This window comes from Sphingobacterium tabacisoli (assembly GCF_017908035.1).
Classification (GTDB): Bacteria; Bacteroidota; Bacteroidia; order Sphingobacteriales; family Sphingobacteriaceae; genus Sphingobacterium; species Sphingobacterium tabacisoli.
The window spans coordinates 1872117-1894039 of record NZ_JAEQMU010000001.1; the positions used below are offsets into that span (position 1 = coordinate 1872117).

A 21923-nucleotide genomic window follows, 5' to 3' on the forward strand; every position below is an offset into this window, starting at 1 on the left:
ATGCGACCTCCACCAAAATAATGAAAAAACAGAAAAGAACAGCACATCCGTGCTATAAAATATGTTGTATACTAAAAGATTGGTTATTAAAGTCGATCTTATCACCTACCGTCTTCCCAAGTAACATCTTTCCTATTGGTGATTTTGGAGAGATTACATACACGTTGGGATAATCTGCCAATTTTCCCACGCTTATAGCAACAAAATACCAACTACTTTTGTCTGTCGCGACGAGACTACCTACCGACACCGTAGACGTTGGCTTGGCTTGTCGAATCCATTCCAGAGTTTTAAGATCCTCCTCAGCCAATACCAATTGCTGTTGAAAACGGTTTAAATCCTGTTGAATCATTTCCCGCCCTGTCTCATATTTATCTCCAGCACTACTCTTGGTATCTTCCACCAACGAGTTATTGGCCGAGTCGATAGCTAGTATTACTTCTTTTACCCTGTTATTGACATATTCAAAACAAGCGTCCAACAATTCTTCTCTTGTCATAGATTCTTTCTTGCTATTAAACAGTAAACGCCCGTATTTAACGGGCGTTCACAAAATTATTCGTTTCTGGAACTTAGTTCTTCAAAGCTTCCTTTAAGTTCTTCGCTTTTTTCTCTGCTTCATTTGCAGTTTCTTTAACTGCATTTTCAGCTTTGTCACCTGCATCCTTCAATGATGCACCTGCTTTATCAGCAGTATTTTCGATTGCAGCACCTGTTTTCTTTGCTGCATCTTTTGTAGCATCTACAGCGTCATTAACACCAGACTCTACTTTGCCTCCTGCTTCTTTTAAAGCCTCTTTGGTTTTGTTCCAAGCGGCTTCTGCATCAGCAACAGCCTTACGTGCAGTTTCTTCAGCTTGCTTATCGCCTTTTGCTACAGCCGCATCCAAATCAGCTTTTGCTTTATTATAGTCTGCTTCCGCTTTTGAAGCGGCATCCGACGCTATTTGGTCCATCTTTTCGATAGAATGGTCCACTTGTTCACCCGCTGTTACCTTACCATCCTCATTCTTATCTTTCGACGGAGAATTGTTGCATGAAGCAAATGTGATTGCTCCAGCTACTACTGCTAATAATGCAATTTTTTTCATTGGAATATAATTTTAAAATAGCGATGAACAGAACACAGATTTGACTTCAATTTTATAAGCGTTCCACATGTGATTGTCCATACAAATGATTTAGTTAACCCTCTACACCAATCAATTTGTATGCCAAAACAAATTTACCGCACTCTACCAAATCATTGCCACCCTTGGCCCAAACCTAACCTTTCGGATAGATTGTTCCCTTCGCTGCTTCCAACGTATTCTTCAACAAACCGACGATAGTCATCAAGCCAACTCCTCCCGGTACCGGAGTAATCCACGATGCTTTAGGCGCTACGTTATCGAAATCGACATCACCGTACAACTTGAAACCCGATTTCGTTTCTGTAGAGTTCTCTCTATTAATACCAACATCTATTACAATAGCACCTTCCTTGACCATATCAGCAGTAACAAAGTTCTTTTTACCAATAGCTGCCACAACGATATCTCCACGTAATACCTCCGTTTTCAAATCCTTGGTGCGACTGTGTGTCAATGTAACGGTGCAATTTCCCGGGTTGCTATTTCTTGCCAATAAAATACTCATTGGTGACCCGACAATATTACTCCGGCCTACAACTACAGCATGTTTTCCAGCGGTATCAATACCATAGTGCCCTAGCATCAACATGATACCATAAGGCGTAGCTGGGATAAAACAAGGCAAATTACGTTGCATACGTCCCAAATTGATCGGGTGAAAACCATCCACATCTTTTCGGTGATCGATAGCTTCCGTTACTTTATCCGGATCGATATGCGCTGGCAATGGCAATTGCACAATCAATCCATCAATATTAGGATCTTTGTTAATTTCCTGAATCTTAGCAATCAGCTCTTCTTCAGAAACCTCTACATCATAACGTATATTAGTAGACTCAAACCCTACCAGCTCACAATTTCTCATCTTGCTCGCCACATAAGTCTCGCTACCACCATCATTACCTACCAAAATAGCAACAAGGTGAGGTTTTCTTCCTGAAGCAGCAGTGAAAGCTGCAGCTTCAACTTTTATATCTTCTTTAATCTTTGCAGATACTTCTTTCCCGTCTAATATGTTCATAGTATTTAGCAGTTAGTATTAAGTATTTAGAAAGAACTTGCTACTATAGTATACTTAATCTTCTTTCTTTTGTATTTATTACTAAGTTATTAATCCAATTTTAGTACCGCCATAAACGCTGATTGTGGGATCTCCACATTACCTACCTGACGCATACGTTTTTTACCTTTTTTCTGTTTTTCCAACAGTTTACGTTTACGGGAAATATCTCCTCCATAACATTTTGCGGTTACGTCTTTACGTAAGGCAGATATGGTCTCACGTGCAATTATCTTAGCACCGATAGAGGCCTGTATACGGATTTCAAATTGTTGTCTAGGTAACAACTCTTTCAATTTCTCACAGATTTTCTTACCGAAATCATACGCATTACTTCTGTGGATCAAGGACGACAATGCATCGACAGGTTCGTCGTTAAGACGGATATCCAATTTCACTAAATCTGACTTACGATAACCAATCTGATGATAATCGAAAGAAGCATATCCTTTAGAAATAGTTTTCAGTTTATCATAAAAATCAAATACAATCTCTCCCATCGGCATTTCAAACACAAGCTCTACACGATCCGAAGTCAAATAAGACTGATTGATTATAGTTCCTCTTTTTTGTATACACAACGACATTACCGGCCCTACAAACTCTGCTTTGGTAATAATATTTGCTTTGATATAAGGCTCTTCGATAGAATCCAGTTTACTTGGATCAGGTAGATCCGACGGATTGTGAACAATCACCTCTTCATTATCCTTGCTCAAGAAAGCTTTGTATGAAACGTTGGGAACCGTAGTAATTACCGTCATATCAAATTCACGCTCTAGACGTTCTTGGATAATCTCCATATGGAGCATACCTAAGAATCCACAACGGAATCCAAAACCTAATGCAGCAGAAGACTCGGGTTCAAAGACAAGCGAAGCATCATTCAACTGTAAACGGTGCATCGATTCACGTAGCTCTTCATAGTCTTCGGTATCCACAGGATAGATTCCAGCAAAAACCATAGGTTTCACCTCTTCAAATCCTTGAATAGCCGATTCACATGGACGTTCTTTATGCGTAATCGTATCACCGACTTTCACCTCTCGCGCTTCTTTTATACCTGAGATAATATAACCTACATCTCCTGTTTTAATAACGCTTTTAGCGACTTGATTTAGTTTTAGGGTACCTACTTCATCCGCATAATACTCTTTTCCTGTTGCAACAAACTTTACTTTATCCCCTTTTTTGATTTCTCCGTTTTCAACTTTGAAATAAGCCATAATCCCTCTGAAAGAGTTAAAGACAGAGTCAAAAATCAAAGCCTGTAATGGTGCGTCAGGGTCTCCTACCGGAGCAGGCACGCGCTCTACAATAGCACGTAAGATATCTGGTATACCTAAACCTGTCTTTCCCGAAGCCGGAATAATTTCTTCCCTTTTACCACCTATCAAATCTATAATCTGATCTTTCACCTCTTCAGGCATCGCTCCCGGAAGATCCATCTTATTTAAGATAGGGATAATTTCCAGGTCATGCTCCATGGCTAGATATAGATTAGAAATGGTCTGTGCCTGTATCCCTTGAGATGCATCTACAATCAACAGCGCCCCTTCACAAGCAGCAATAGATCTTGATACTTCGTAGGAAAAATCCACGTGTCCGGGGGTATCGATAAGGTTAAGAATATATTGCTGCCCATCCTGAGTATACTCCATCTGAATAGCATGGCTCTTAATCGTGATACCTCTTTCTCTTTCCAAATCCATACTATCCAACAACTGAGCCTGGGCCTCACGCTGTGAGATGGTATTTGTGTATTCCAATAATCTATCTGCCAAGGTACTTTTACCATGGTCGATATGTGCTATTATACAAAAATTACGTATATGCTTCATATAGGGTTTATGCCTTCTTTTATAAACGGCAAATATACTGTATTTAAGTGAATTTTTTTTTCGAAAACGCTTGTTTTTTTAGCGATTCTTTTTTAACTGTGTCCCCAATCAAGAACAGACCTTAGCAGGTACCGAAAAGATATTCCTTTACATCAAAGAGGCTGCTCCCAGATAGGGAGCAGCCTCTTATTTAAAATCATATAGCGTAGTGTGAATTACAACTTACTATTCACATCTATTGCATTCAATTCTTCAAAAGCCTGTTTCAAACGAGTAACGAAAGCTTCTTCACCTTTACGTAACCAGACACGTGGGTCATAGTACTTCTTGTTTGGAGAATCTGCACCTTCTGGATTACCAATCTGTCCTTGTAGGTAATCATGGTTCTTCGCTTCATAACCACGAACGCCATCCCAGAATGCCCATTGCATATCAGTATCGATATTCATCTTGATAGCACCGTAAGAGATTGCTTCTGCGATTTCTTCTGGAGAAGAGCCGGAACCACCATGGAACACAAAGTTCACCGGTTTCTCTGCGGCTAACTTATATTTTCCACGGATATACTCTTGCGAATTATTCAATATAACTGGCTGTAATTTTACATTACCTGGTTTGTACACACCGTGTACATTACCAAATGCCGCTGCTACCGTAAACTTGTCCGAAACCTGAGACAACACTTCATAGGCATATGCTACCTCTTCAGGTTGTGTATATAATTTGGAGCTATCTACGTCTGTATTATCTACTCCGTCTTCTTCACCACCAGTCACTCCTAATTCGATTTCTATTGTCATACCTAGTGGTTTCATACGCTCTAAATAGCGTTTAGAAATCTCAATATTTTCTTCGATAGGCTCTTCCGATAGATCCAACATATGCGAAGAGAACAAAGGCTTACCGTTTGCAGCAAAAAACTTCTCACCAGCATCCATAAGACCATCGATCCAAGGTAACAATTTCTTTGCAGCGTGATCCGTATGTAAAATAACAGCAACACCGTAATGCTCTGCCAATAAATGCACATGCTGCGCTGCAGAAACAGCACCTAATATACAAGCTTTTAGTCCATCATTATTCAACGTCTTGCCCGCATAGAACTGAGCTCCCCCATTTGACAATTGAATGATTACAGGAGAATTCACCGCCTTCGCTGTCTCCATTACTGCATTGATAGAATTTGTACCTATCACGTTTACAGCAGGAAGCGCGAATTTGTGCTTTTTAGCAATCTCAAACAACTCTTGAACTTGATCACCGGTTAGTACACCTTTATAATCTTTTAGGCTCATGTTTTTATATTTTAGTTTTATTTCTTTGATTCGATAAAGTTAAGTGTTTTAAACGAGAATGAAAACATTAGTGTAAAAAATACACTAAGACAGTAACAACACCCCTTCTCTGCCTTTTCTACTCGATTCTACTCCGATATTCCTTTTGCATATCAAATCAAAATTGGCTAAGTTTAACAAATAAAACAATAGAAATATACTATGCTGGAAATATACGGAATCAAAAATTGTAACACAGTAAAAAAAGCGCTGGATTGGATGAACGCGAATGAAATCGCTTACACCTTTCATGACTACAAAAAAGAGCCTGCTACACGTGAGAAACTTGAATCTTGGGAAAAACACACCAGCTGGGAATCTCTAGTCAACAAAAAGGGAACGACCTGGAAAAAACTTTCTCCGGAGGAACAGGCACAAGTCACCGACGCGTCTTCAGCAAACACTGTTCTCCTTGCCAACAACAGCATGATTAAAAGACCTGTCATTGAATTGAAGGATAGTGTAATCCTTGGTTTTGATGAGCATATTTACCAAGAAAAACTACTAAAGAAATGATTTACAAACCCTTCAGAAATCTGCTTTACCTCGGATTAGCGGCATTCGCTTTGCCCTCAATCGCCCAGCAGAAGAGCAACTATAATTACTCGGACGCCTTTGGCCCTAATTTTTATACTTCAAACGGGACCGAGTATCGGTCTGCCAGCGGAAAGCCTGGCCCTGCCTACTGGCAAAATGCCGCAAGCTATACTATAAAAGCAAAGCTTAATGAACAGCAGGATCGGATTTCAGGCTCTGTACAGATTGTTTATACCAATAACAGTCCCGAAGATTTAGATTTCATTTGGTTCCAATTGGACCAAAATTTATTTAGTTCAGAATCTAGAGGTCAAGCCACCATCCCACTATCAGACAGCCGATACGGTAGCTCAAGCAATAAATTTGAAGGTGGCTACAAACTGAACAATCTACAAATAAATGGACAGCAGCAAGCTCCCTCCTATACTATTACCGACACACGTATGCGCGTTGACCTTCCTACTCCTCTCAAAGCTAAGGGCGGAAAGACAACGTTGAGCATGGATTTCGAATTTTCTATTCCAGAATACGGTGCAGACCGTACCGGTATTTTGAAAACGACAAACGGAAAAATATACGCCATTGCCCAATGGTACCCTCGCGTTTGTGTGTTCGATGATATTTTAGGTTGGAACACACATCCTTATACTGGCCCCGGCGAGTTCTATCTCGAATTTGGTGACTATGACGTAGAGATTACAGCTCCCGCAAACCATATTGTTGTATTAGGTGGTGAGTTATTGAATCCAAATGAAGTCTGGACTCCAGAACAGCTCAAGCGCTATAATGCGGCTAAAACTTCGGAAAAGACATTGATGATACGTAGTGAAGCAGAAGTTACCGATAAAGCTTCTCGACCAGACAAAAAAGAGCTCACTTGGAAGTACAGCCTAAAAAATGCACATGATGTCGCATGGGCATCGTCTCCTGCATTTATTATCGATGCCGCAAAAATAAACCTACCTTCTGGAAAATCGGCCCTAGCGATGTCCGCATATCCTAAAGAAAGTAACGGTGGAAATGCATGGGAACGCTCGACAGAATACACCAAAGCATCTATAGAACATTATTCAAAAAAATGGTTTGAATACCCCTATCCAGTTGCTGTCAATGTCGCATCCAATGTGGGGGGAATGGAATATCCCGCACTTTCTTTTTGTGGACACAATGCTAAAGCAGGAAATCTTTGGGGCGTGACCGATCATGAGTTTGGCCACAACTGGTTCCCTATGATAGTAGGAAGCAACGAACGCCTCCACGGCTGGATGGACGAAGGGTTTAACACTTTCATCAATGACATCTCTACCGAAGCATTCAACAAAGGCGAATATGCTGTGAGATATGGCCGAAAAAATGCCATGACAATGATGCTATTTAACCCGGCCTTAGAGCCTGTTGTAAATAGTCCACAAACGATGAAAGAACGCAATATAGGTTATCTTGTATATTACAAACCAGCTTATGCATTACACTTACTTCGAAATGAGATTATCGGCAAGGAGAGATTTGACAAAGCTTTTCAGCGGTATATTCAGCACTGGGCCTACAAGCATCCTACTCCAAATGATTTCTTCCGTACCATAGAGAATGAAACAGGTGAAAATCTCAACTGGTTTTGGCGGGGATTGTTCCAGAACAACTGGCAGATGGACCAAGCTATCACAGAGGTGCGTTACGTGGAACTAGATCCTTCAAAAGGAGCTATCGTGACAGTAGAAAATCTAGATAAGTTGCCTATGCCAGTGGAAATAGAAGCAACTACAGCTAGTGGTAAAAAAATAAATGTTAAACTCCCGGTAGACATCTGGGAACGAAACAACAAATGGACCTTTAAATTACAGTCCACAGAGAAACTTACAGAAGTAAAATTAGACCCGAGAGGCGTCTTCCCAGACACCAATCCAGATAATAACACATGGCGAGCCAAATAATAATGAAATCGATACACAAAATAATATTCACGACCTGTTTGCTCATTGGGCTACAATTGCCTTCAGTGCAAGCACAAGACATCAAGGGTTATGTCTACGAACTCGTGAGCAGTACACCTCTATGGAATACAACCATTAAAAATATCAGAACCCAAGAGGTCGTACAGTCGGACCGTGATGGTAGTTTTAAAATCGGCGGACAGCTGAACGATTACCTCGTATTCACGAATCCGGGCTACAAACAGGATACTATATTCTATTATGAAAACAATATCCGGAGGATATATATGACCCGCGATGAGAGTCTAATTTCTATCGACGAGGTTATAGTGAGCCGGATGACAGATAGCAGACTAGCTGCCGAAATTGCTAAAGCTAAAAACGAAGGAAAAGCCGTAGACGCAAGTCAAGAACGTGGAGGGCTACGCGTATCGCCATCTAGACTATTTGGTAAAAAAGCAAAAGAATCCAGAAGAAACCTATCCTTACTAGTTGCGGAACAAGAAAAAAGAGATGTCGACCGGAGATTTACAACGCAACTTATCGCCGCTACTGTACCTCTCAATCCTGATGAAATTGCTTTGTTTAGAGAGCGTTTCAGACCAAGTGCTGAATTTAGCAAAAAGGCTTCCACTGATGACTTCAAGGTGTATATTCTCGACTCTTATAAAAAATTCAAATCAAATCAATAACCGTACGGCATGACATTGAGATTTAACAGTATAATCGCACTTATATTATTAACGATAACAACAGCTCAGGCTCAAAAGGTGGATCATAAATTAGAGCAGAAAATAAAACAGGAAATAGTAGGATTCCGGGGCGATATCGGTATATACGTCCATCAATTGAAAAGCAATAAAATCGTTGCCATCAATGCAGACACTATTTTCCCCACAGCCAGTATCGTAAAAGTCCCTATTCTGGTAGGAGTTTTTCAGAAGATCGCCCAGGGAGAACTCAAATTAGAACAGCCATTTAGCTATTCAGACAAGAGAGCCTATGGTGGATCTGGCCTTATGCAGTTTTACAAAGATAGCGCGCAGACGGATCTTTCTACCATGATTTCGCTGATGCTCACCTACAGTGACAATGTCACTTCTATTTGGCTACAAGAACTAGCTGGCGGTGGAGCAGCAATCAACCCACTGATGGATCAATTGGGGCTGATACATACCAAAGTAAATTCTAAAACGGCTGGACGGGAGAAAATCTGGGAAGAATATGGCTGGGGACAGACAACACCCCAGGAAATGGCAAAACTATTTACGCTGATACGAAACGGTGCAGTCGTTGATGCACGTCACTCGGATAAAATGTACCGTTACCTTAAAAATCAATTTTACAACGGGCGTTCACTATCCCAACTTCCTGCATGGGTCAACACCATTGCCAAAACGGGCTCTGTAGACCGTGCACGAGGAGAAGTTGTCCTGGTCAATGCACCAAGTGGAGACTACGTATTCTGCATATTGACAAAGAATAATCAAGATGCCAGCTGGACAGATAAAAATGAATCAGAAGAACTCACGAGAAAGCTCTCGAGTATTATCTGGAACCATTTTGAACCAAAGCATCCTTTTCAGAGCTTTAAGCCCATAAACTAAAAGAGGTGTCCGAAAAGCTTGAATTTCTCGTCTTTGCGAGAGGTAAGTCTTTTTAACAAACACAGCGGAGTTTTAATGACAGTCAACGTCACCTCGACCTTGTGGAGAGGTCTATTAACTGTATAGGGTTAATTATATAGCTTCTAGATACCTCGACTACGCTCGGTATGACGAGATAGTTTACAAATCTGTCATTGGTAGAAAGTATGACGACCGCCGAAGGCAGATGCGTAGCAAACCAATCTGTCTTTTAAGTAAGTTAGATTGCCACACCATCGTTCCTCTGGTTCGCAATGACGACGATTTATTACTTTTTAGACAGCCTCTTTTAGTTTTATAACAAAACTTCTTTTAGATATGTTAAACAAAGAAAACCTCTCCAAAAAACTCAGGTAAATGAAAGTTCGGCGTAGCATTTTGAATTGCATTCCATGACATAAAATGTGGATTAGGCAAGCCATCGCCACATTTATAAAAATTGGCGTGAAAGGTTTTCGCAGAATATGCTGCATCACCAAATATATCTTTAGGAATGACGAGGTATATTTCCCAAGACTTAATCCCAGATTTCTTCACGACCTGCGTCCATGCATCTATACGCTCTACAACTTCTTTAGGCAACCTATTCCGCTGTGCTTTATCAGCTGGGCCGTAGCCTATCAAACCTGTTGCTAAAACATTAAATTCAAAATTATAATAAGTCTTTTTCCCATCCAATGAAAAGAAAAATTCCACACAGCTATCTTCCCATACGTTTTCATTTGGCCTTATATACTGACCTTTTACAAACTCTTCTTTCACCTCATAACGCAGGTAAATATAGCTTTCTGAATGTGCCATCTGAAAACGGGCGTCAGGTCGATAAGGAAATTCCGATTCCCATGGAGACTGGTCTATAGCATTCCAGGGTAGCGTACTGAATGTGGCATACAACTCTTTGATATCATCCGTTATATCTGCTATTTTTTCAACAGTAAGTCTCTTCATTATTAGAATTAATTGTTTTTAATTTGAGTCAATCTACTAGGTAGACCAATAATTTAGCTATTCACCAAACTTAACTAAAAAGCCTTATATTCAATATACCTACAGGAAAAAAAGCATTAACGTTTTTTCTATGATGGCGTGACCAAACTCTGGCTCAAGATTTCTTTCAATTGTGCTTCGGCTCTTTCTAACTCTTTCACCAATTTCAACTGGGTATTCGTCCTTACCAGATTATGGTCGGCATAGTGCACTTTATAATACACATCTCCATCTATATAATCTGTCAAAAAGCGTACGACCTGCATATATGGCAACAATAGAACGCCATACCATAGAGACTCAATTTCCTTCTCCGTCAAAAACTCCTTAGCTTCACTAAAGTACCCTTCCGTATAGGCCTGAAACAATGGAATGTTGAGAACCACTTTATTTACGTCCTTCTCATCTTCCGCAGCGGCATTTATAATGGTACGTATAGCATCTCCAAAGTCATAGGCAACATAGCCTGGCATGACCGTATCCAAATCTATCACACACTGTACATTATCTTCTTGATCGAGTAGCACATTATTAAACTTCGTGTCATTATGTGTGATACGCAATGGCAATTCACCATTCTGTGCCATTACCAGGATATTACGCATCTTTTGCTCTCGCTCAAAAATATAGTCCAATATTTCGCGCACCCCTGCCAATCTCCCTACACGATCGGCTTCAATAGCCTTTCTCAGATTAGATAAACGGAAATCAATATTATGGAAATTGGGAAGTATCTCGACCAACTGGTTAGCATCCAGTGTAGACAACTGTTTTTGAAACCGTCCAAAAGCCATCCCTCCTGCAAAAGCCTGCTTTGTCGTTTCGACGATATCATAGCTCTTCGTACCATCCAAAAGGATAAAAATACGCCAGTAGTCACCATTTGCATCTTTTTGATACTTAGCTCCGCTTTTTGTCGGGATAATTGTCAGCGTGTGTTTATCCACATCGGCAACCTCATTTGTCAAAACCGACTTTAGGTGTGTAGTCACCAAGTCAATATTATCCATCAAGCCATCTACGTTGGGGAATATCTTATGATTGATTCGCTGGAGCAAATAGGATTTGTCTCCCTCTTTCATCGCCACTCTAAAACTATCGTTAATATGGCCTGAACCAAAACGCTCAATACTTACTACTTTACCATCAAGCTCAAAACTACTTACTACCTTCTCCAGTTCCTCGGAATCGTACACTGACATAAACAGGGTTTATAATTATTTTATTCAAAAACAGTTTAAATTACTGCAATATCTATAATTCGAAAGATTAAGTAAAGCTTTTTTTTCAATCAAACGTTTGCACTATTTTCGCTTAATATAAACTAAAATATTTACGTTTTACTTTAACGATTTATTATATTCGTAGAAGATACCCCGTATATTCACATGATCACTGAAATAATCATAATCCTTATCCTTATTTTGCTGAATGGCATTCTTTCCGCTTCTGAAATCGCAATTGTATCCAGCAGAAAGGCTCGTTTACAAGCCTCAGCAGCCAATAACCTGGGTGCCAAACGCGCTTTAAAATTAAAGGAACAACCCAATCAGTTCCTATCTACCGTTCAGATAGGTATCACATTGATCGGTATATTAACTGGTTTTTTCTCCGGAGGATCCATCTCCACCTACCTTGCTACATTGTTACAAGAGATCCCCGTACTCGCTCCCTACAGCCAGACGCTTTCGGTGCTTTTAGTCGTCATTGCCATCACCTACCTTTCTTTGGTCATTGGTGAGCTGGTCCCGAAACGAATCGGTATGGCCATCCCAGAGAAATATGCATCTTTGATCGCTATCCCGATGGATACACTCAGTAAAATTGTTAAGCCCTTTGTATGGGCCCTATCGATATCTACTGATTTTATCGTAAAATTGCTCAACATAAAGGTCTCCAGTAATACCGTAACTGAAGAAGAAATCAAAGCCCTCGTAGATGAAGGCGTAGATAGTGGTATTATTGAGAATTTTGAACATGATATGGTGGACAGGATTCTGAATATAGGTGATAAAAAAGCAATCAACATGATGGTACACCGCAGTGACATTGCTTATTTAGATCTTGAGGATTCCATTGAAGACATCAAAGACTATATCGTAAACAACGAACATACCGAGTACCCCGTCTGTGACGGTACTTTTGACCAAATCAAGGGTATCATACACGCCAAAAGCTTATTGAAAGCGGTATTGAGTGGAGAAAAGATAATTCTTGAAAAACTAGTCCAACCCATCCCCTTTGTTAACGAAAACAGTAGCATCTATTCTGTTCTCGAGATACTAAAGTCAGGGAAAGTATTGCAGGCAGTAGTAATCGACGAATACGGAAGTCCGCAGGGAATTATTACCGTAAAAGATATCATGGCCGGCTTAGTTGGCGGATTTGATGACAATTCGGTAAGCAGCAGGTCAAAACTATTCAGACAACGAGAAGATGGCACCTTTGTATTGGAAGGAAGGTATCAGCTGGACGATTTCTTTGAAAAATTCGGCATCGACCTCAGTGACGAAGATGAAGATGAGCTAGGCAACATCACTACCCTTGCAGGTTTAGTCTTTCTATTGCTGGACCACATGCCGATCGAAGGCGAAACCGTATACTATAAAGGGTATCGCCTCGAAGTCCTCGATATGGATGGCAACCGCATTGACAAGATTGTCCTTTCTACCTTAGGCAACAGCGATAACGCTGAAGTCTCCAATATCGATTAATTCAGATGTTGGTTGATAATAGCCAACATTTGAGTTTTCGTCAATAGTCCACTCTGTCTCCATACCTGTGCACCATCCTTGTAAAGAATCATAGTAGGGACTCCTTGTATCGAAAAACTTTTGGATAAGGCCTGATTTCGATCTACGTCTACCTTCAATACCGACAATTGCTCTCCGAAATGATCCTTCACCTCCTTTAGTATAGGCGCCAATGTTTGGCATGGACCACACCAGGCTGCTGAAAAGTCAATCAGCACCAGTCTATTCTTATTAATCAATTCATTAAAGTTTGCCATAATTAATACCACAACGAATAAAACCAACTTTTGTTTTCGCTCCTTTTCAACACCGTATCAATTAAAGGGAATACATAGTTTCTCCAAATCTTCGATATCCCCTTGAAACATATTCAGGTCTACATACCCTTTTATACCAGAGACTGCTCCCCGCTCAGAAAACTGCCAGAAATCCCAGTGCCCTTTCGGTTTCTCTACCCAGAAATTATAATTTGCAATCCATAAGGTATAGTCCTTAAACTCCTTTTCCAGGAAGTCAGAAAAGTAGCTGTCACCCGAATAAACAATAGGTTTGACCTTATAGTGCGCTTCTACCCGATCCAGCCAACGCTTCAAACCCACTTTGAGACTATCCATGGGTTGGCTCTTTGGCCTTTCCTCTATGTCCAATACCGGCGGTAGGTCTCCGGGGGATAATTTCACCGTGCGTATAAAGTTTTCCGCTTGCTTTACCGAATTTTCATTAGGTCTAAAATAATGATAAGCACCTCGCAGTTTACTCCTATCCTGCGCCCCCTTCCAATTTGTCTGGAATTTCTTATCCTTATTCTTTTGCCCCATGGTAGCACGGATAAATACAAAATCAATGGGAAACTCCTGATTGATGCTTTCAACCTCCTGCCAGTTTATCTTACTTTGATATTCACTGATATCAATACCAAACACCTTATCCCGGTGTTCGGACATCAAAAAGATATTCCGGGCATCATGTTTATTTTTATCAGAGTCTGTAAAGCGAGATTCCTTTCCTACGAGCGCTTTAAAATAATAGAAAATCCCCGTACGGTAGTGCCAGATTGCAAAAAGGAAAATAAGACCTATAGGAATCAGAATACTCCATATCAAATAAGGCCTTCTATCAGTAGCACCTGACACTAATTTCTCCTTGCTCCTTTTCTGATATTTTGCCATATTGCACCGAAAATAATGTATTTATTAGTTCTAAACAATACTTTTGTGCATGAAATATCCATTTACTACAACTTACACCACCAAGTATAGCTGTACACTGGATATTCCATATAGCCTTTAAAGAACAGTTAAATTATATATGAAAGTTTACAATCCTAAAGATTGGCTAAATCTTACCCAATACTTTTATAAATCCGATTATCTCAAAAAAATAGCTCCTTTATTAGTTCTTACAGCATTATTCTCATGGGGCGTTGCCTATTTAGAATTGGAGTATCTGAAACTGTCGGACCGCAGCTGGGTAAAGAACATCACCATCGTCCATAGCCTATTAGGTTTTGTCCTTTCTTTAATATTAGTTTTCCGTACGAACACCGCCTATGACCGTTGGTGGGAAGCGCGCAAACAATGGGGCACACTGACCAATGTCAGTCGCTCCCTCGCCTTCAAGCTCAATGCTATGCTTCCTCTTGACGACAAGGTAAACCGTAGCTTTTACCGCAAGTCCATTCCTCTTTATGCAGAGACCCTCTATAACTTTTTGCGTTCCGATTATACTAAATTTATGCTGGATGAGGCCTTACATCCAGAGTTAAATGGATTGGATGACAAGAAGCATGGGCCGAATCAAGTTGCTTCCCTTATATTCAGAAAAACCAACAACCTTTACAAACAGCAAGTCATCACCGGCGACCAGTTACGGATCATCAACGACGAGCTGACCGCTATGACCAATGTATGTGGTGCCTGTGAACGAATAAAGAACACACCAATTCCTATTGCTTACAGTTCCTTTATCAAGATATTTATTATTATCTACACGGCTACCCTACCTTTTGGTTATGTATTTTCGATTGGTTATTTCGTTGCACTTGCTGTTCCCTTTATCTTTTATGTCCTTATCAGCATCGAGATGATAGGCGAATCTATTGAAGAACCTTTTGGCAGAGACTCAGACGATCTTCCTATCGACAAGATTACTTCTAACATAAAAAAACATAGCGGAGAGTTGCTTTTACCTTGATTTTTTCTTTTTTCTAGCTAATACAAGGCTCGAAAACAAATTAATCAACCTCATTTTCAATCGTTAATACAATATAGGCAATTTTAGTTTTGCAGAATTAGTTAGTTTTTCTACTTTTGTGGCGGAGAGCTGGCAGAGTGGTCGAATGCGGCGGTCTTGAAAACCGTTAACTGTCACAGGTTCGGGGGTTCGAATCCCTCGCTCTCCGCGTCCTAACAAGGAAAATGTATCAAAACCCTACAAATTCAAAGATTTGTAGGGTTTTCTGTTTATAGACCAATCCCGTTTTTTTCAATACTTCTCGTTTTCAGCGAGACCCAAGCGAGACCCTAATATTTAGTCTGCTAGGGTCTCGCTAAAATGAACTTCAAGAATCAGCATCAAATGGCCTACACAAGACCAAAGCCTGAACATCTTGATAGTTCCATGCACAAGGAATAAATTGATTATTGAAATAAAACACCACAACCATGAGCAGTCAAGTCACCGTTTACATCTATGCCCGCGCATCCAAAGCCAATGCAGCAGGCCAACATCCCATTTATGTACGGATTACCATTCAGGGCAAGCGCACCGAGTTCTCGACCAGAAAATTCATCCACCCAACCAAGTGGGATCAAAAAACGATGAAAATCAAAGGCAGCACCGAAGAAGCCCGTTCAATAAATAACTATCTCGAGAGCATCAAAAACAAACTCACTCAGACCCAAGTCATACTAGAGTATCAATCCGTCAATATCACATTGGACAATTTCATGAACGCCTATCAAGGCAAGAGCATCAAACGCGAACGTACACTCATACCCATTTTCCAGGACCACAACAAAAAACTAAAAGCACTGATAGGCATAGACTATTCTGAAGGAACCTACGAGCGTTACGAAACATCACTCAAGCACACCCAAAACTATATCAAGCACCAATACGGCACCGACGATATCGCCATCGACAAAATCGACCACGCCTTCGTAACCGGATACGACTTCTATCTGCGTACCGAAAAAGACTGCAGCAATAACACCACCGTCAAATACATCAAGAACTTTAAGAAAATCATCCGAATATGTCTGGCCAATGGTTGGCTCACCCAAGATCCATGTCTCAATTACAAAGTCAAGCTTCAGGAAGTAGAGCGCAATGTCCTCACCCAAGAAGAACTAGAGACCATCATCGAAAAGAAGATTACCATCGAGCGCTTGGATGCAGTTCGCGACATCTTCCTGTTCTCCTGCTTTACCGGCTTAGCCTATATCGATGTCAAGCAGCTCACACCCGATAATATCATCAAAGGCATCGACGGGCAGTTATGGATAGACACCAAGAGGCAGAAAACAAATACACCATCACGCATTCCTTTACTCAGCACCGCATTGGATATTATCCAGAAGTACCACGACCATCCCAAATGCAACAATGAAAACACTCTTTTACCCGTAGCCAGTAATCAAAAGATGAATGCCTACCTCAAAGAAATAGCAACCATCTGCGGAATCAAGAAAGAGCTCACCTTCCACTGTGCTCGACACACCTTTGCCACCACCGTTACGTTATCCAACGGCGTACCGATTGAATCCGTATCCAAGATGCTTGGCCACAAGAGCATTCGGACCACACAGCATTATGCCAAGATCACCGACAGCAAAGTCGCTAACGATATGGACAATCTGAAAGCATTAATAGAAAGCCAAAAGGCAAACCCTATCAAAAGAACAAGTTAACCATATATATGTTACACGATTCCAAAGACACCTAGCGATATAATCTTTAAAATTGAGGTTCACGAGCCAACATAAACAACAATGAATCAAATTTTTCAAAAAATCAATGAAGACATCACCACCTATGTCAAAAAACTAGAAGAACAGTATAGACACGACAGCTCCCAGATTACCGAGATGGCCATACACTTCATCTCCGGAAGACTCGAATTTGTAAAAGACAAATTTGAAAACCTAAACACCCTCAGCCCTGAGGACGAGATTTTCTACTTCAAGAACATCAAGTGCCATCTATTGGCCCTGATTCAGTATTACTACACCGTGCAGCGAATCGAAATCAAAAAACCCGCTATTCCGCTCCGCAAGATTAAAAAATATTATCTTAAGGCTCTCTATAAGATCAAGAAGCAGATTGGCGGCAATCATTTCTTTTACAATTACTACAAGACCAACTCCAACAAACTCGACAGACAGTTCTTCACACGACTAGAGCACGATTTCTTTCTGCCCAATGACGGCATTATCATGGATATAGACAAAAGATACACCACACCATCCGTGTACATGTTTGCGAATGTCGAAGCCCTAGAGATGACCAGGCATTACCTCAAAAAGAAAATAAAATCCCTGACCTCACCCCAGATTACAATTCAGCCCAAACAATCCAGGCTAAAATGGACCTCCTCCAAATCCGATCTTATCGAATCAATTTATGCACTCCATTCCGCAGGTGTATTCAATAATGGTAAAGCGGACCTCAAAGAAATAGCCGAATACTTCGAAGAGATCTTTGATCTCGACCTAGGGCAGTACAACCGTGTATTCTACGATATACGGGCACGCAAAAACAACAAGACCAAGTTCTTAGACTCACTTCGGGATGCACTGATTAAGAGAATGAAAGATACTGACAACGAGTTGTTTCCATAATTATCTTTCCCAAGTTGGTAACAAGTTGGGAAAAAAGAATTTATATAATGACCACCTTTATCATTCATCAAAATCATAAAATTATGTCACTACAAATTCTAACCAAAGAAGACCTTATCAATTTCAAAATCGAGCTACTCGCAGAACTCAGAACATTAATGAAGGGTAATGAGCCAAACAAAAAGAAATGGCTGCGCTCCAAAGAAGTAGAGCAATTGTTAAAAATATCATCCGGAACATTACAGAACTACCGGATCAATGGTACCATCAAATGGCGAAAAATCGGCAGCACCTATTTCTATTGTTTAGATGCCTTAAACGATTCCTTTGACGACAACTCATTCAGCCCAGTATCATAAATACGCTCAACATGAACTACATAAAGCAGTTAACATTATTTTTCAACAAGTCCACCTCGGATCCAAATCTGACACCGACACACCTGAGCCTCTTTATGGCCCTGTTCCAGACATGGAACCAGTCCCGCTTTCCACAGCAGATACAGATTATCCGCGATGACATGATGCGCCTCAGCAAGATTAATTCCAAAGCGACCTACCACAAAGCCATGGCTTATCTCCATGCGCAACGCTACATCAATTACAAGCCATCTTACAATCCCCTAAAGGGAAGTCAGATTTCTTTTTTTCCGAAAGAAGAACCCCAGAGCAGTACAGCAGACGAACCTGTTCAAAATTTGACCACAAGAGCATTAAACGAGCCATATAATAAACTATCTAGTACTAATATTATCACAGATAATATCAGTACAACCGCGCGAGAGAAAAAGGAAAATAGAAATCAAAATTTAGTCAGCTCTGGAATACAAAGCTCTGGAGAAACAAAAGAAAAAAGTTCCGCCAAAAAAGAAAAGAAAATTCCACCTGCCGCGCACCAGGTCGAAGAGTTCTTCCTCGGTCAACGCTCCACCATCCAGGAGGCCCGTCGCTTCATTAATCATTACACCGCCAATGGATGGTTGGTCGGAGGTAAAAGCCCCATGATCGATTGGGAAGCCTCAGCAAGAAATTGGATCGCAAACTCAACGAAATTTAACAATCATGCAAAACACAATAACACAACTCGAGCACAGCAGCTTCATACCGTCGGAAGCAAAAACTATTTCGAACCGTTATGACTACAACCGTGTACTCCGGTTTCTTGATCAGAAAGGTAAAGAGTTCTATGGTCCCAAGTTTCAGCTGCAGCACGAAGACATTCCGACCATCTTGAAGTTAGCCGGTTACTTTCTTCAGGACACAGCACTATGCGAAGATCACGGCATAGACCTTCGAAAAGGAATAATGCTCACCGGTCCGATTGGTTGCGGCAAGACCACGCTTATGAATCTATTCCGATTAATATGTAACCAGGAAGACAGATTCGTCGTTAAGAGTGCGAGGGATATCACATTCGAATTCATACAAGATGGCTACGAAACGATACACCGCTACAGCCGAGGGAAGATTTACGCCAGCGAGTTTAGGAACTATTGTTTTGACGATCTCGGTACCGAGAAAAACATGAAGCACTTTGGCAATGAGTGTAACGTACTGGCCGAGATTCTGCTCTCTAGGTATGACCTGTTTGTAGCCGGAAAGCTGAAGACGCACATCACCACCAATCTGTCCGCTACCGAGCTTGAAGAGGCTTACGGAAATAGACTGCGGTCAAGGCTCCGAGAAATGGTCAATCTGATTGGTTTTGATATGAGTGTACAGGATAAGAGAAAGTAAATATCAGTTCGGCAATACATCTGCCGAACTGATATTTTGAACATCAACGTTTACCCTTTCATAATAAGTAATCATCTCTGAACAGCTTTCCGTTAGGAGTCTCTCTATTGCTGAACTTTTAACAAATAGACAATCTAAATCATCCATATCCACAGTATAGTTATTTTGATATCTTACAGCAAGATAGGCTTCATTCAAAACCTCCAGCAGGAACATATCATATTCATGATCGGTATCAAAAATTGTTTTCAATGAAGGCAAATAGGGTAACAACAGTTGGTGATGATTACGTAATTGATGAGAAATTTTCTCTCTACCCAAGAACACAATTTCAGCCATTCTATACAACAGTTCAAACGTCTGGTGAAGCATAAAAGCACACAACGGGATGCGTCTCTTTTTAAAGAAGTATTCTGCCCCATCCTTAAAAGAATTGATTTTAGCACATTCCATTTCAAAACTTTCATAAGCCTTTCTCAAGTATGCCTTTATATCAGGAATCTTACTCATCACAGGAGCAGATTTAGGATTTATATAGATAAGATTATCAAAATGGCATCTTTCAATGAAAGCACCACCGCCTCGGAATATACTTCTACGTACCTCATCGACGTAATATATTTGATAGCGAAGGTGACTATACTTACACATGACCATACCAACCATTGGACGAACTTCCGTAATATGCTGCCTGTTGATTTTCGGAATCAGCACAAGCACCTCCTTAAACGAAGTACCTTGGAAACAATAGCTAGAAAAATACACTTGATCTATTTCCACCAACGATACAAGACGATTTGTAATTAGATTCAAGGAATCAAATTCTTTGCTTTCAAAATGTACCATAATTAATCACTTATTAGCTTTGCTTTAGTAAGTATCATTGAATTTTTATAGATAGTCGATATCCACCAATTGACCAGTTGCCTTTTTTCTCTTCATCTCAAGAAGCATCAGATAGCAAGTTTTGATAATTAACTCTAAATCTTCCATCCTACACATGGAAAAAGTAATTGATCTAAATTTATCACAAACCTTTTGTTCAACCATAATGTCAATTGCTTTTTCATAACCAAGTACTTTCCATTCACGGCCGAATAGTTGACCGATTAAATCTTCAAGATTAACGGGTGAATTTACTGGTAGGTTATTAAGGCATGATTTAATGTCATTTTGTAGTTCACCTATTGCATCCATACTTCTATCAACTTCAAATACTTTTGTCCATTCCACTGGAAGGATTCGACATTGAATTGTCATCCACATGGTCTGAATCATTACCCTAAAGTCTCTTCCCAGCTCATAATATTCGTTGTTCGTGAGTACCTCTGTCTCATCCGCCAGTACAGGTTTATATAGCTTATTTAGATTTGAAATATAATGATCCACGGACTTTCCGTCAAATAGGTTTACCAACCAGAAGTATGGATTATATTGTTCCAAATCATCTATGTCCATATCTTGATATGAAGTCCGATTATAAAGTAAATGTGTTGTAGGCGTGTTTATAGCTTGAGCTAAAAAAAAATCAGGCATACTAAATAGATAAAGTGATTCGATAAGCTTTGCCAAAAAGATCTGTGTTTTCAATGGGTTCTGATCTGTACGGACAAAGTCCCAGAGGTTTCCGTCTTCTTCAGTGACATAAAGCCAATGATCCATAAGCTCAAGCCAACTTATAATAGATATTTCGTTATAAAAATCGTTTAGTACGGTATAAATATTAGCCGCATCAACGATAGATAAATTAGTGATATCACCGTAAAACCCACTTAAGCCAGAATTTCTTTGTCTGAATTGCGGCGACTGAAACTTTTCGGCTAGATATAGAGGATTTTCGATAAAATCAGTGTGTTCGACATCAATCCGTATTTGATATCGGTGATATTGGAATATTAATTCCCAACCATAATTAATAAGAAATTTCAACTTCTTAACGAATTTACTATAATCTTTTTTTGGAGGTTCTTCGCTAAGTACTTCTATAGTGAACTGATTCAATTCGAATTTAAGCTTACCAAGTTTATTCTTCTCAAAAAATCTTCTTAATTCGGACTGTTGACTTTCTATAATATTGTCTTTTTCGTCGTAGTGTTTTACGTGATATTTCGTTTCCATATGTGC

General features: G+C 40.2%; 22 protein-coding genes and 1 tRNA gene. 12 read left to right on the plus strand and 11 right to left on the minus strand.

All coding sequences use genetic code 11. The features are described from left to right. Positions 1 to 52: 52 nt before the first annotated feature. The 5 genes from JKG64_RS07905 to fbaA all read right to left on the minus strand — a co-directional run bounded on the left by JKG64_RS07905 (position 53) and on the right by fbaA (position 5329). Positions 53 to 499, minus strand: a complete 447-nt coding sequence (locus JKG64_RS07905) for a GreA/GreB family elongation factor (protein WP_210353754.1) — start codon at positions 497 to 499, stop codon at positions 53 to 55. Positions 500 to 572: 73 nt separating this feature from the next. Beyond that, positions 573 to 1091 (minus strand): hypothetical protein, encoded by a 519-nt coding sequence (locus tag JKG64_RS07910; RefSeq protein WP_210353755.1) that lies wholly within the window; start codon positions 1089 to 1091, stop codon positions 573 to 575. Positions 1092 to 1266: 175 nt separating this feature from the next. Next, entirely contained in the window at positions 1267 to 2154 is an 888-nt protein-coding gene (locus JKG64_RS07915; protein ID WP_210353756.1) for a bifunctional 5,10-methylenetetrahydrofolate dehydrogenase/5,10-methenyltetrahydrofolate cyclohydrolase, read from the minus strand. Between the two features lie 89 nt (positions 2155 to 2243). Further along, positions 2244 to 4034, minus strand: coding sequence for a translation elongation factor 4 (lepA, locus tag JKG64_RS07920; RefSeq protein ID WP_210353757.1), 1791 nt, complete (start codon positions 4032 to 4034; stop codon positions 2244 to 2246). A gap of 215 nt (positions 4035 to 4249) precedes the next feature. Then, positions 4250 to 5329 (minus strand): class II fructose-bisphosphate aldolase, encoded by a 1080-nt coding sequence (fbaA, locus tag JKG64_RS07925; protein ID WP_210353758.1) that lies wholly within the window; start codon positions 5327 to 5329, stop codon positions 4250 to 4252. Between the two features lie 201 nt (positions 5330 to 5530). Between fbaA and JKG64_RS07930 the strand changes: the two genes are divergently transcribed. Genes JKG64_RS07930 through JKG64_RS07945 form a run of 4 tightly spaced genes read left to right on the plus strand, consistent with a single transcriptional unit; the run spans position 5531 to position 9443 of the window. Next, a complete protein-coding gene (locus tag JKG64_RS07930; protein ID WP_210353759.1) occupies positions 5531 to 5884 on the plus strand; it encodes an ArsC family reductase in 354 nt (117 codons plus the stop codon). Then, positions 5881 to 7836 carry a M1 family metallopeptidase gene (locus JKG64_RS07935; protein ID WP_210353760.1) on the plus strand — a complete coding sequence of 652 codons (1956 nt, stop codon included), beginning with the start codon at positions 5881 to 5883 and terminating at the stop codon, positions 7834 to 7836. The genes JKG64_RS07930 and JKG64_RS07935 overlap by 4 nt, the downstream gene beginning before the upstream one ends. Before the next feature lie 2 nt (positions 7837 to 7838). After that, positions 7839 to 8528, plus strand: a complete 690-nt coding sequence (locus JKG64_RS07940; protein WP_210353761.1) for a hypothetical protein — start codon at positions 7839 to 7841, stop codon at positions 8526 to 8528. Positions 8529 to 8537: 9 nt separating this feature from the next. Beyond that, positions 8538 to 9443, plus strand: a complete 906-nt coding sequence (locus JKG64_RS07945) for a serine hydrolase (RefSeq protein WP_210353762.1) — start codon at positions 8538 to 8540, stop codon at positions 9441 to 9443. A 360-nt stretch (positions 9444 to 9803) separates the two neighbouring features. Here the strand turns inward: JKG64_RS07945 and JKG64_RS07950 are convergent, their stop codons facing one another. Both JKG64_RS07950 and JKG64_RS07955 read right to left on the minus strand, forming a co-directional pair. Continuing rightward, the gene (locus tag JKG64_RS07950) at positions 9804 to 10430 is read right to left on the minus strand and encodes a carbohydrate-binding family 9-like protein (protein WP_210353763.1); all 627 of its coding nucleotides are present in this window, start codon (positions 10428 to 10430) and stop codon (positions 9804 to 9806) included. A gap of 128 nt (positions 10431 to 10558) precedes the next feature. Beyond that, the gene (locus JKG64_RS07955; protein ID WP_210353764.1) at positions 10559 to 11671 is read right to left on the minus strand and encodes a phosphotransferase enzyme family protein; all 1113 of its coding nucleotides are present in this window, start codon (positions 11669 to 11671) and stop codon (positions 10559 to 10561) included. Between the two features lie 186 nt (positions 11672 to 11857). Between JKG64_RS07955 and JKG64_RS07960 the strand changes: the two genes are divergently transcribed. Further along, positions 11858 to 13183, plus strand: a complete 1326-nt coding sequence (locus JKG64_RS07960) for a hemolysin family protein (protein ID WP_210353765.1) — start codon at positions 11858 to 11860, stop codon at positions 13181 to 13183. Here JKG64_RS07960 and trxA read toward each other — a convergent pair. Next, entirely contained in the window at positions 13180 to 13491 is a 312-nt protein-coding gene (gene trxA / locus JKG64_RS07965; protein ID WP_317195835.1) for a thioredoxin, read from the minus strand. The two genes, JKG64_RS07960 and trxA, sit on opposite strands and share 4 nt — an antisense overlap. A 45-nt stretch (positions 13492 to 13536) precedes the next feature. Continuing rightward, positions 13537 to 14391 carry a glycoside hydrolase family 25 protein gene (locus tag JKG64_RS07970; RefSeq protein ID WP_210353767.1) on the minus strand — a complete coding sequence of 285 codons (855 nt, stop codon included), beginning with the start codon at positions 14389 to 14391 and terminating at the stop codon, positions 13537 to 13539. A 139-nt stretch (positions 14392 to 14530) separates the two neighbouring features. Here JKG64_RS07970 and JKG64_RS07975 point away from each other — a divergent pair, with 139 nt between their 5' ends. From JKG64_RS07975 to JKG64_RS08005, 7 genes are all read left to right on the plus strand, one after another. Next, positions 14531 to 15415: a bestrophin family protein gene (locus JKG64_RS07975; RefSeq protein ID WP_210353768.1), complete on the plus strand. Its 885-nt coding sequence runs from the start codon at positions 14531 to 14533 to the stop codon at positions 15413 to 15415. Positions 15416 to 15538: 123 nt separating this feature from the next. Further along, positions 15539 to 15623 (plus strand) — tRNA-Ser (locus tag JKG64_RS07980). A gap of 262 nt (positions 15624 to 15885) precedes the next feature. Next, positions 15886 to 17133: a site-specific integrase gene (locus JKG64_RS07985; protein ID WP_210353769.1), complete on the plus strand. Its 1248-nt coding sequence runs from the start codon at positions 15886 to 15888 to the stop codon at positions 17131 to 17133. An 81-nt stretch (positions 17134 to 17214) separates the two neighbouring features. Beyond that, positions 17215 to 18063, plus strand: a complete 849-nt coding sequence (locus tag JKG64_RS07990) for an RteC domain-containing protein (protein WP_210353770.1) — start codon at positions 17215 to 17217, stop codon at positions 18061 to 18063. Positions 18064 to 18146: 83 nt separating this feature from the next. After that, positions 18147 to 18422: a helix-turn-helix domain-containing protein gene (locus tag JKG64_RS07995; RefSeq protein ID WP_210353771.1), complete on the plus strand. Its 276-nt coding sequence runs from the start codon at positions 18147 to 18149 to the stop codon at positions 18420 to 18422. Between the two features lie 11 nt (positions 18423 to 18433). Further along, positions 18434 to 19201, plus strand: a complete 768-nt coding sequence (locus JKG64_RS08000; protein ID WP_210353772.1) for a transcriptional regulator — start codon at positions 18434 to 18436, stop codon at positions 19199 to 19201. Continuing rightward, positions 19125 to 19799: a P-loop NTPase family protein gene (locus JKG64_RS08005; RefSeq protein ID WP_210353773.1), complete on the plus strand. Its 675-nt coding sequence runs from the start codon at positions 19125 to 19127 to the stop codon at positions 19797 to 19799. The genes JKG64_RS08000 and JKG64_RS08005 overlap by 77 nt, the downstream gene beginning before the upstream one ends. A 3-nt stretch (positions 19800 to 19802) precedes the next feature. On the opposite strand, the gene JKG64_RS08010 is transcribed toward JKG64_RS08005, so the two are convergent. Both JKG64_RS08010 and JKG64_RS08015 read right to left on the minus strand, forming a co-directional pair. Next, positions 19803 to 20645 (minus strand): HEPN domain-containing protein, encoded by an 843-nt coding sequence (locus JKG64_RS08010; RefSeq protein WP_210353774.1) that lies wholly within the window; start codon positions 20643 to 20645, stop codon positions 19803 to 19805. Positions 20646 to 20690: 45 nt separating this feature from the next. Further along, entirely contained in the window at positions 20691 to 21917 is a 1227-nt protein-coding gene (locus tag JKG64_RS08015; protein ID WP_210353775.1) for a hypothetical protein, read from the minus strand. Positions 21918 to 21923: the final 6 nt, after the last annotated feature.

Coding starts and splice junctions, on each gene's coding strand:
- JKG64_RS08005 (WP_210353773.1), top strand. CDS start 19,125: ATGCAAAACACAATAACACAACTCGAGCACAGCAGCTTCATACCGTCG.
- fbaA (WP_210353758.1), bottom strand. CDS start 5,329: ATGAGCCTAAAAGATTATAAAGGTGTACTAACCGGTGATCAAGTTCAA.
- JKG64_RS07975 (WP_210353768.1), top strand. CDS start 14,531: ATGAAAGTTTACAATCCTAAAGATTGGCTAAATCTTACCCAATACTTT.
- JKG64_RS08015 (WP_210353775.1), bottom strand. CDS start 21,917: ATGGAAACGAAATATCACGTAAAACACTACGACGAAAAAGACAATATT.
- JKG64_RS07945 (WP_210353762.1), top strand. CDS start 8,538: ATGACATTGAGATTTAACAGTATAATCGCACTTATATTATTAACGATA.
- lepA (WP_210353757.1), bottom strand. CDS start 4,034: ATGAAGCATATACGTAATTTTTGTATAATAGCACATATCGACCATGGT.
- JKG64_RS07995 (WP_210353771.1), top strand. CDS start 18,147: ATGTCACTACAAATTCTAACCAAAGAAGACCTTATCAATTTCAAAATC.
- JKG64_RS07915 (WP_210353756.1), bottom strand. CDS start 2,154: ATGAACATATTAGACGGGAAAGAAGTATCTGCAAAGATTAAAGAAGAT.
- JKG64_RS07960 (WP_210353765.1), top strand. CDS start 11,858: ATGATCACTGAAATAATCATAATCCTTATCCTTATTTTGCTGAATGGC.
- JKG64_RS07990 (WP_210353770.1), top strand. CDS start 17,215: ATGAATCAAATTTTTCAAAAAATCAATGAAGACATCACCACCTATGTC.
- JKG64_RS07910 (WP_210353755.1), bottom strand. CDS start 1,091: ATGAAAAAAATTGCATTATTAGCAGTAGTAGCTGGAGCAATCACATTT.
- JKG64_RS08010 (WP_210353774.1), bottom strand. CDS start 20,645: ATGGTACATTTTGAAAGCAAAGAATTTGATTCCTTGAATCTAATTACA.
- JKG64_RS08000 (WP_210353772.1), top strand. CDS start 18,434: ATGAACTACATAAAGCAGTTAACATTATTTTTCAACAAGTCCACCTCG.
- JKG64_RS07955 (WP_210353764.1), bottom strand. CDS start 11,671: ATGTCAGTGTACGATTCCGAGGAACTGGAGAAGGTAGTAAGTAGTTTT.
- JKG64_RS07935 (WP_210353760.1), top strand. CDS start 5,881: ATGATTTACAAACCCTTCAGAAATCTGCTTTACCTCGGATTAGCGGCA.
- JKG64_RS07950 (WP_210353763.1), bottom strand. CDS start 10,430: ATGAAGAGACTTACTGTTGAAAAAATAGCAGATATAACGGATGATATC.
- JKG64_RS07970 (WP_210353767.1), bottom strand. CDS start 14,391: ATGGCAAAATATCAGAAAAGGAGCAAGGAGAAATTAGTGTCAGGTGCT.
- JKG64_RS07985 (WP_210353769.1), top strand. CDS start 15,886: ATGAGCAGTCAAGTCACCGTTTACATCTATGCCCGCGCATCCAAAGCC.
- JKG64_RS07940 (WP_210353761.1), top strand. CDS start 7,839: ATGAAATCGATACACAAAATAATATTCACGACCTGTTTGCTCATTGGG.
- JKG64_RS07905 (WP_210353754.1), bottom strand. CDS start 499: ATGACAAGAGAAGAATTGTTGGACGCTTGTTTTGAATATGTCAATAAC.
- JKG64_RS07930 (WP_210353759.1), top strand. CDS start 5,531: ATGCTGGAAATATACGGAATCAAAAATTGTAACACAGTAAAAAAAGCG.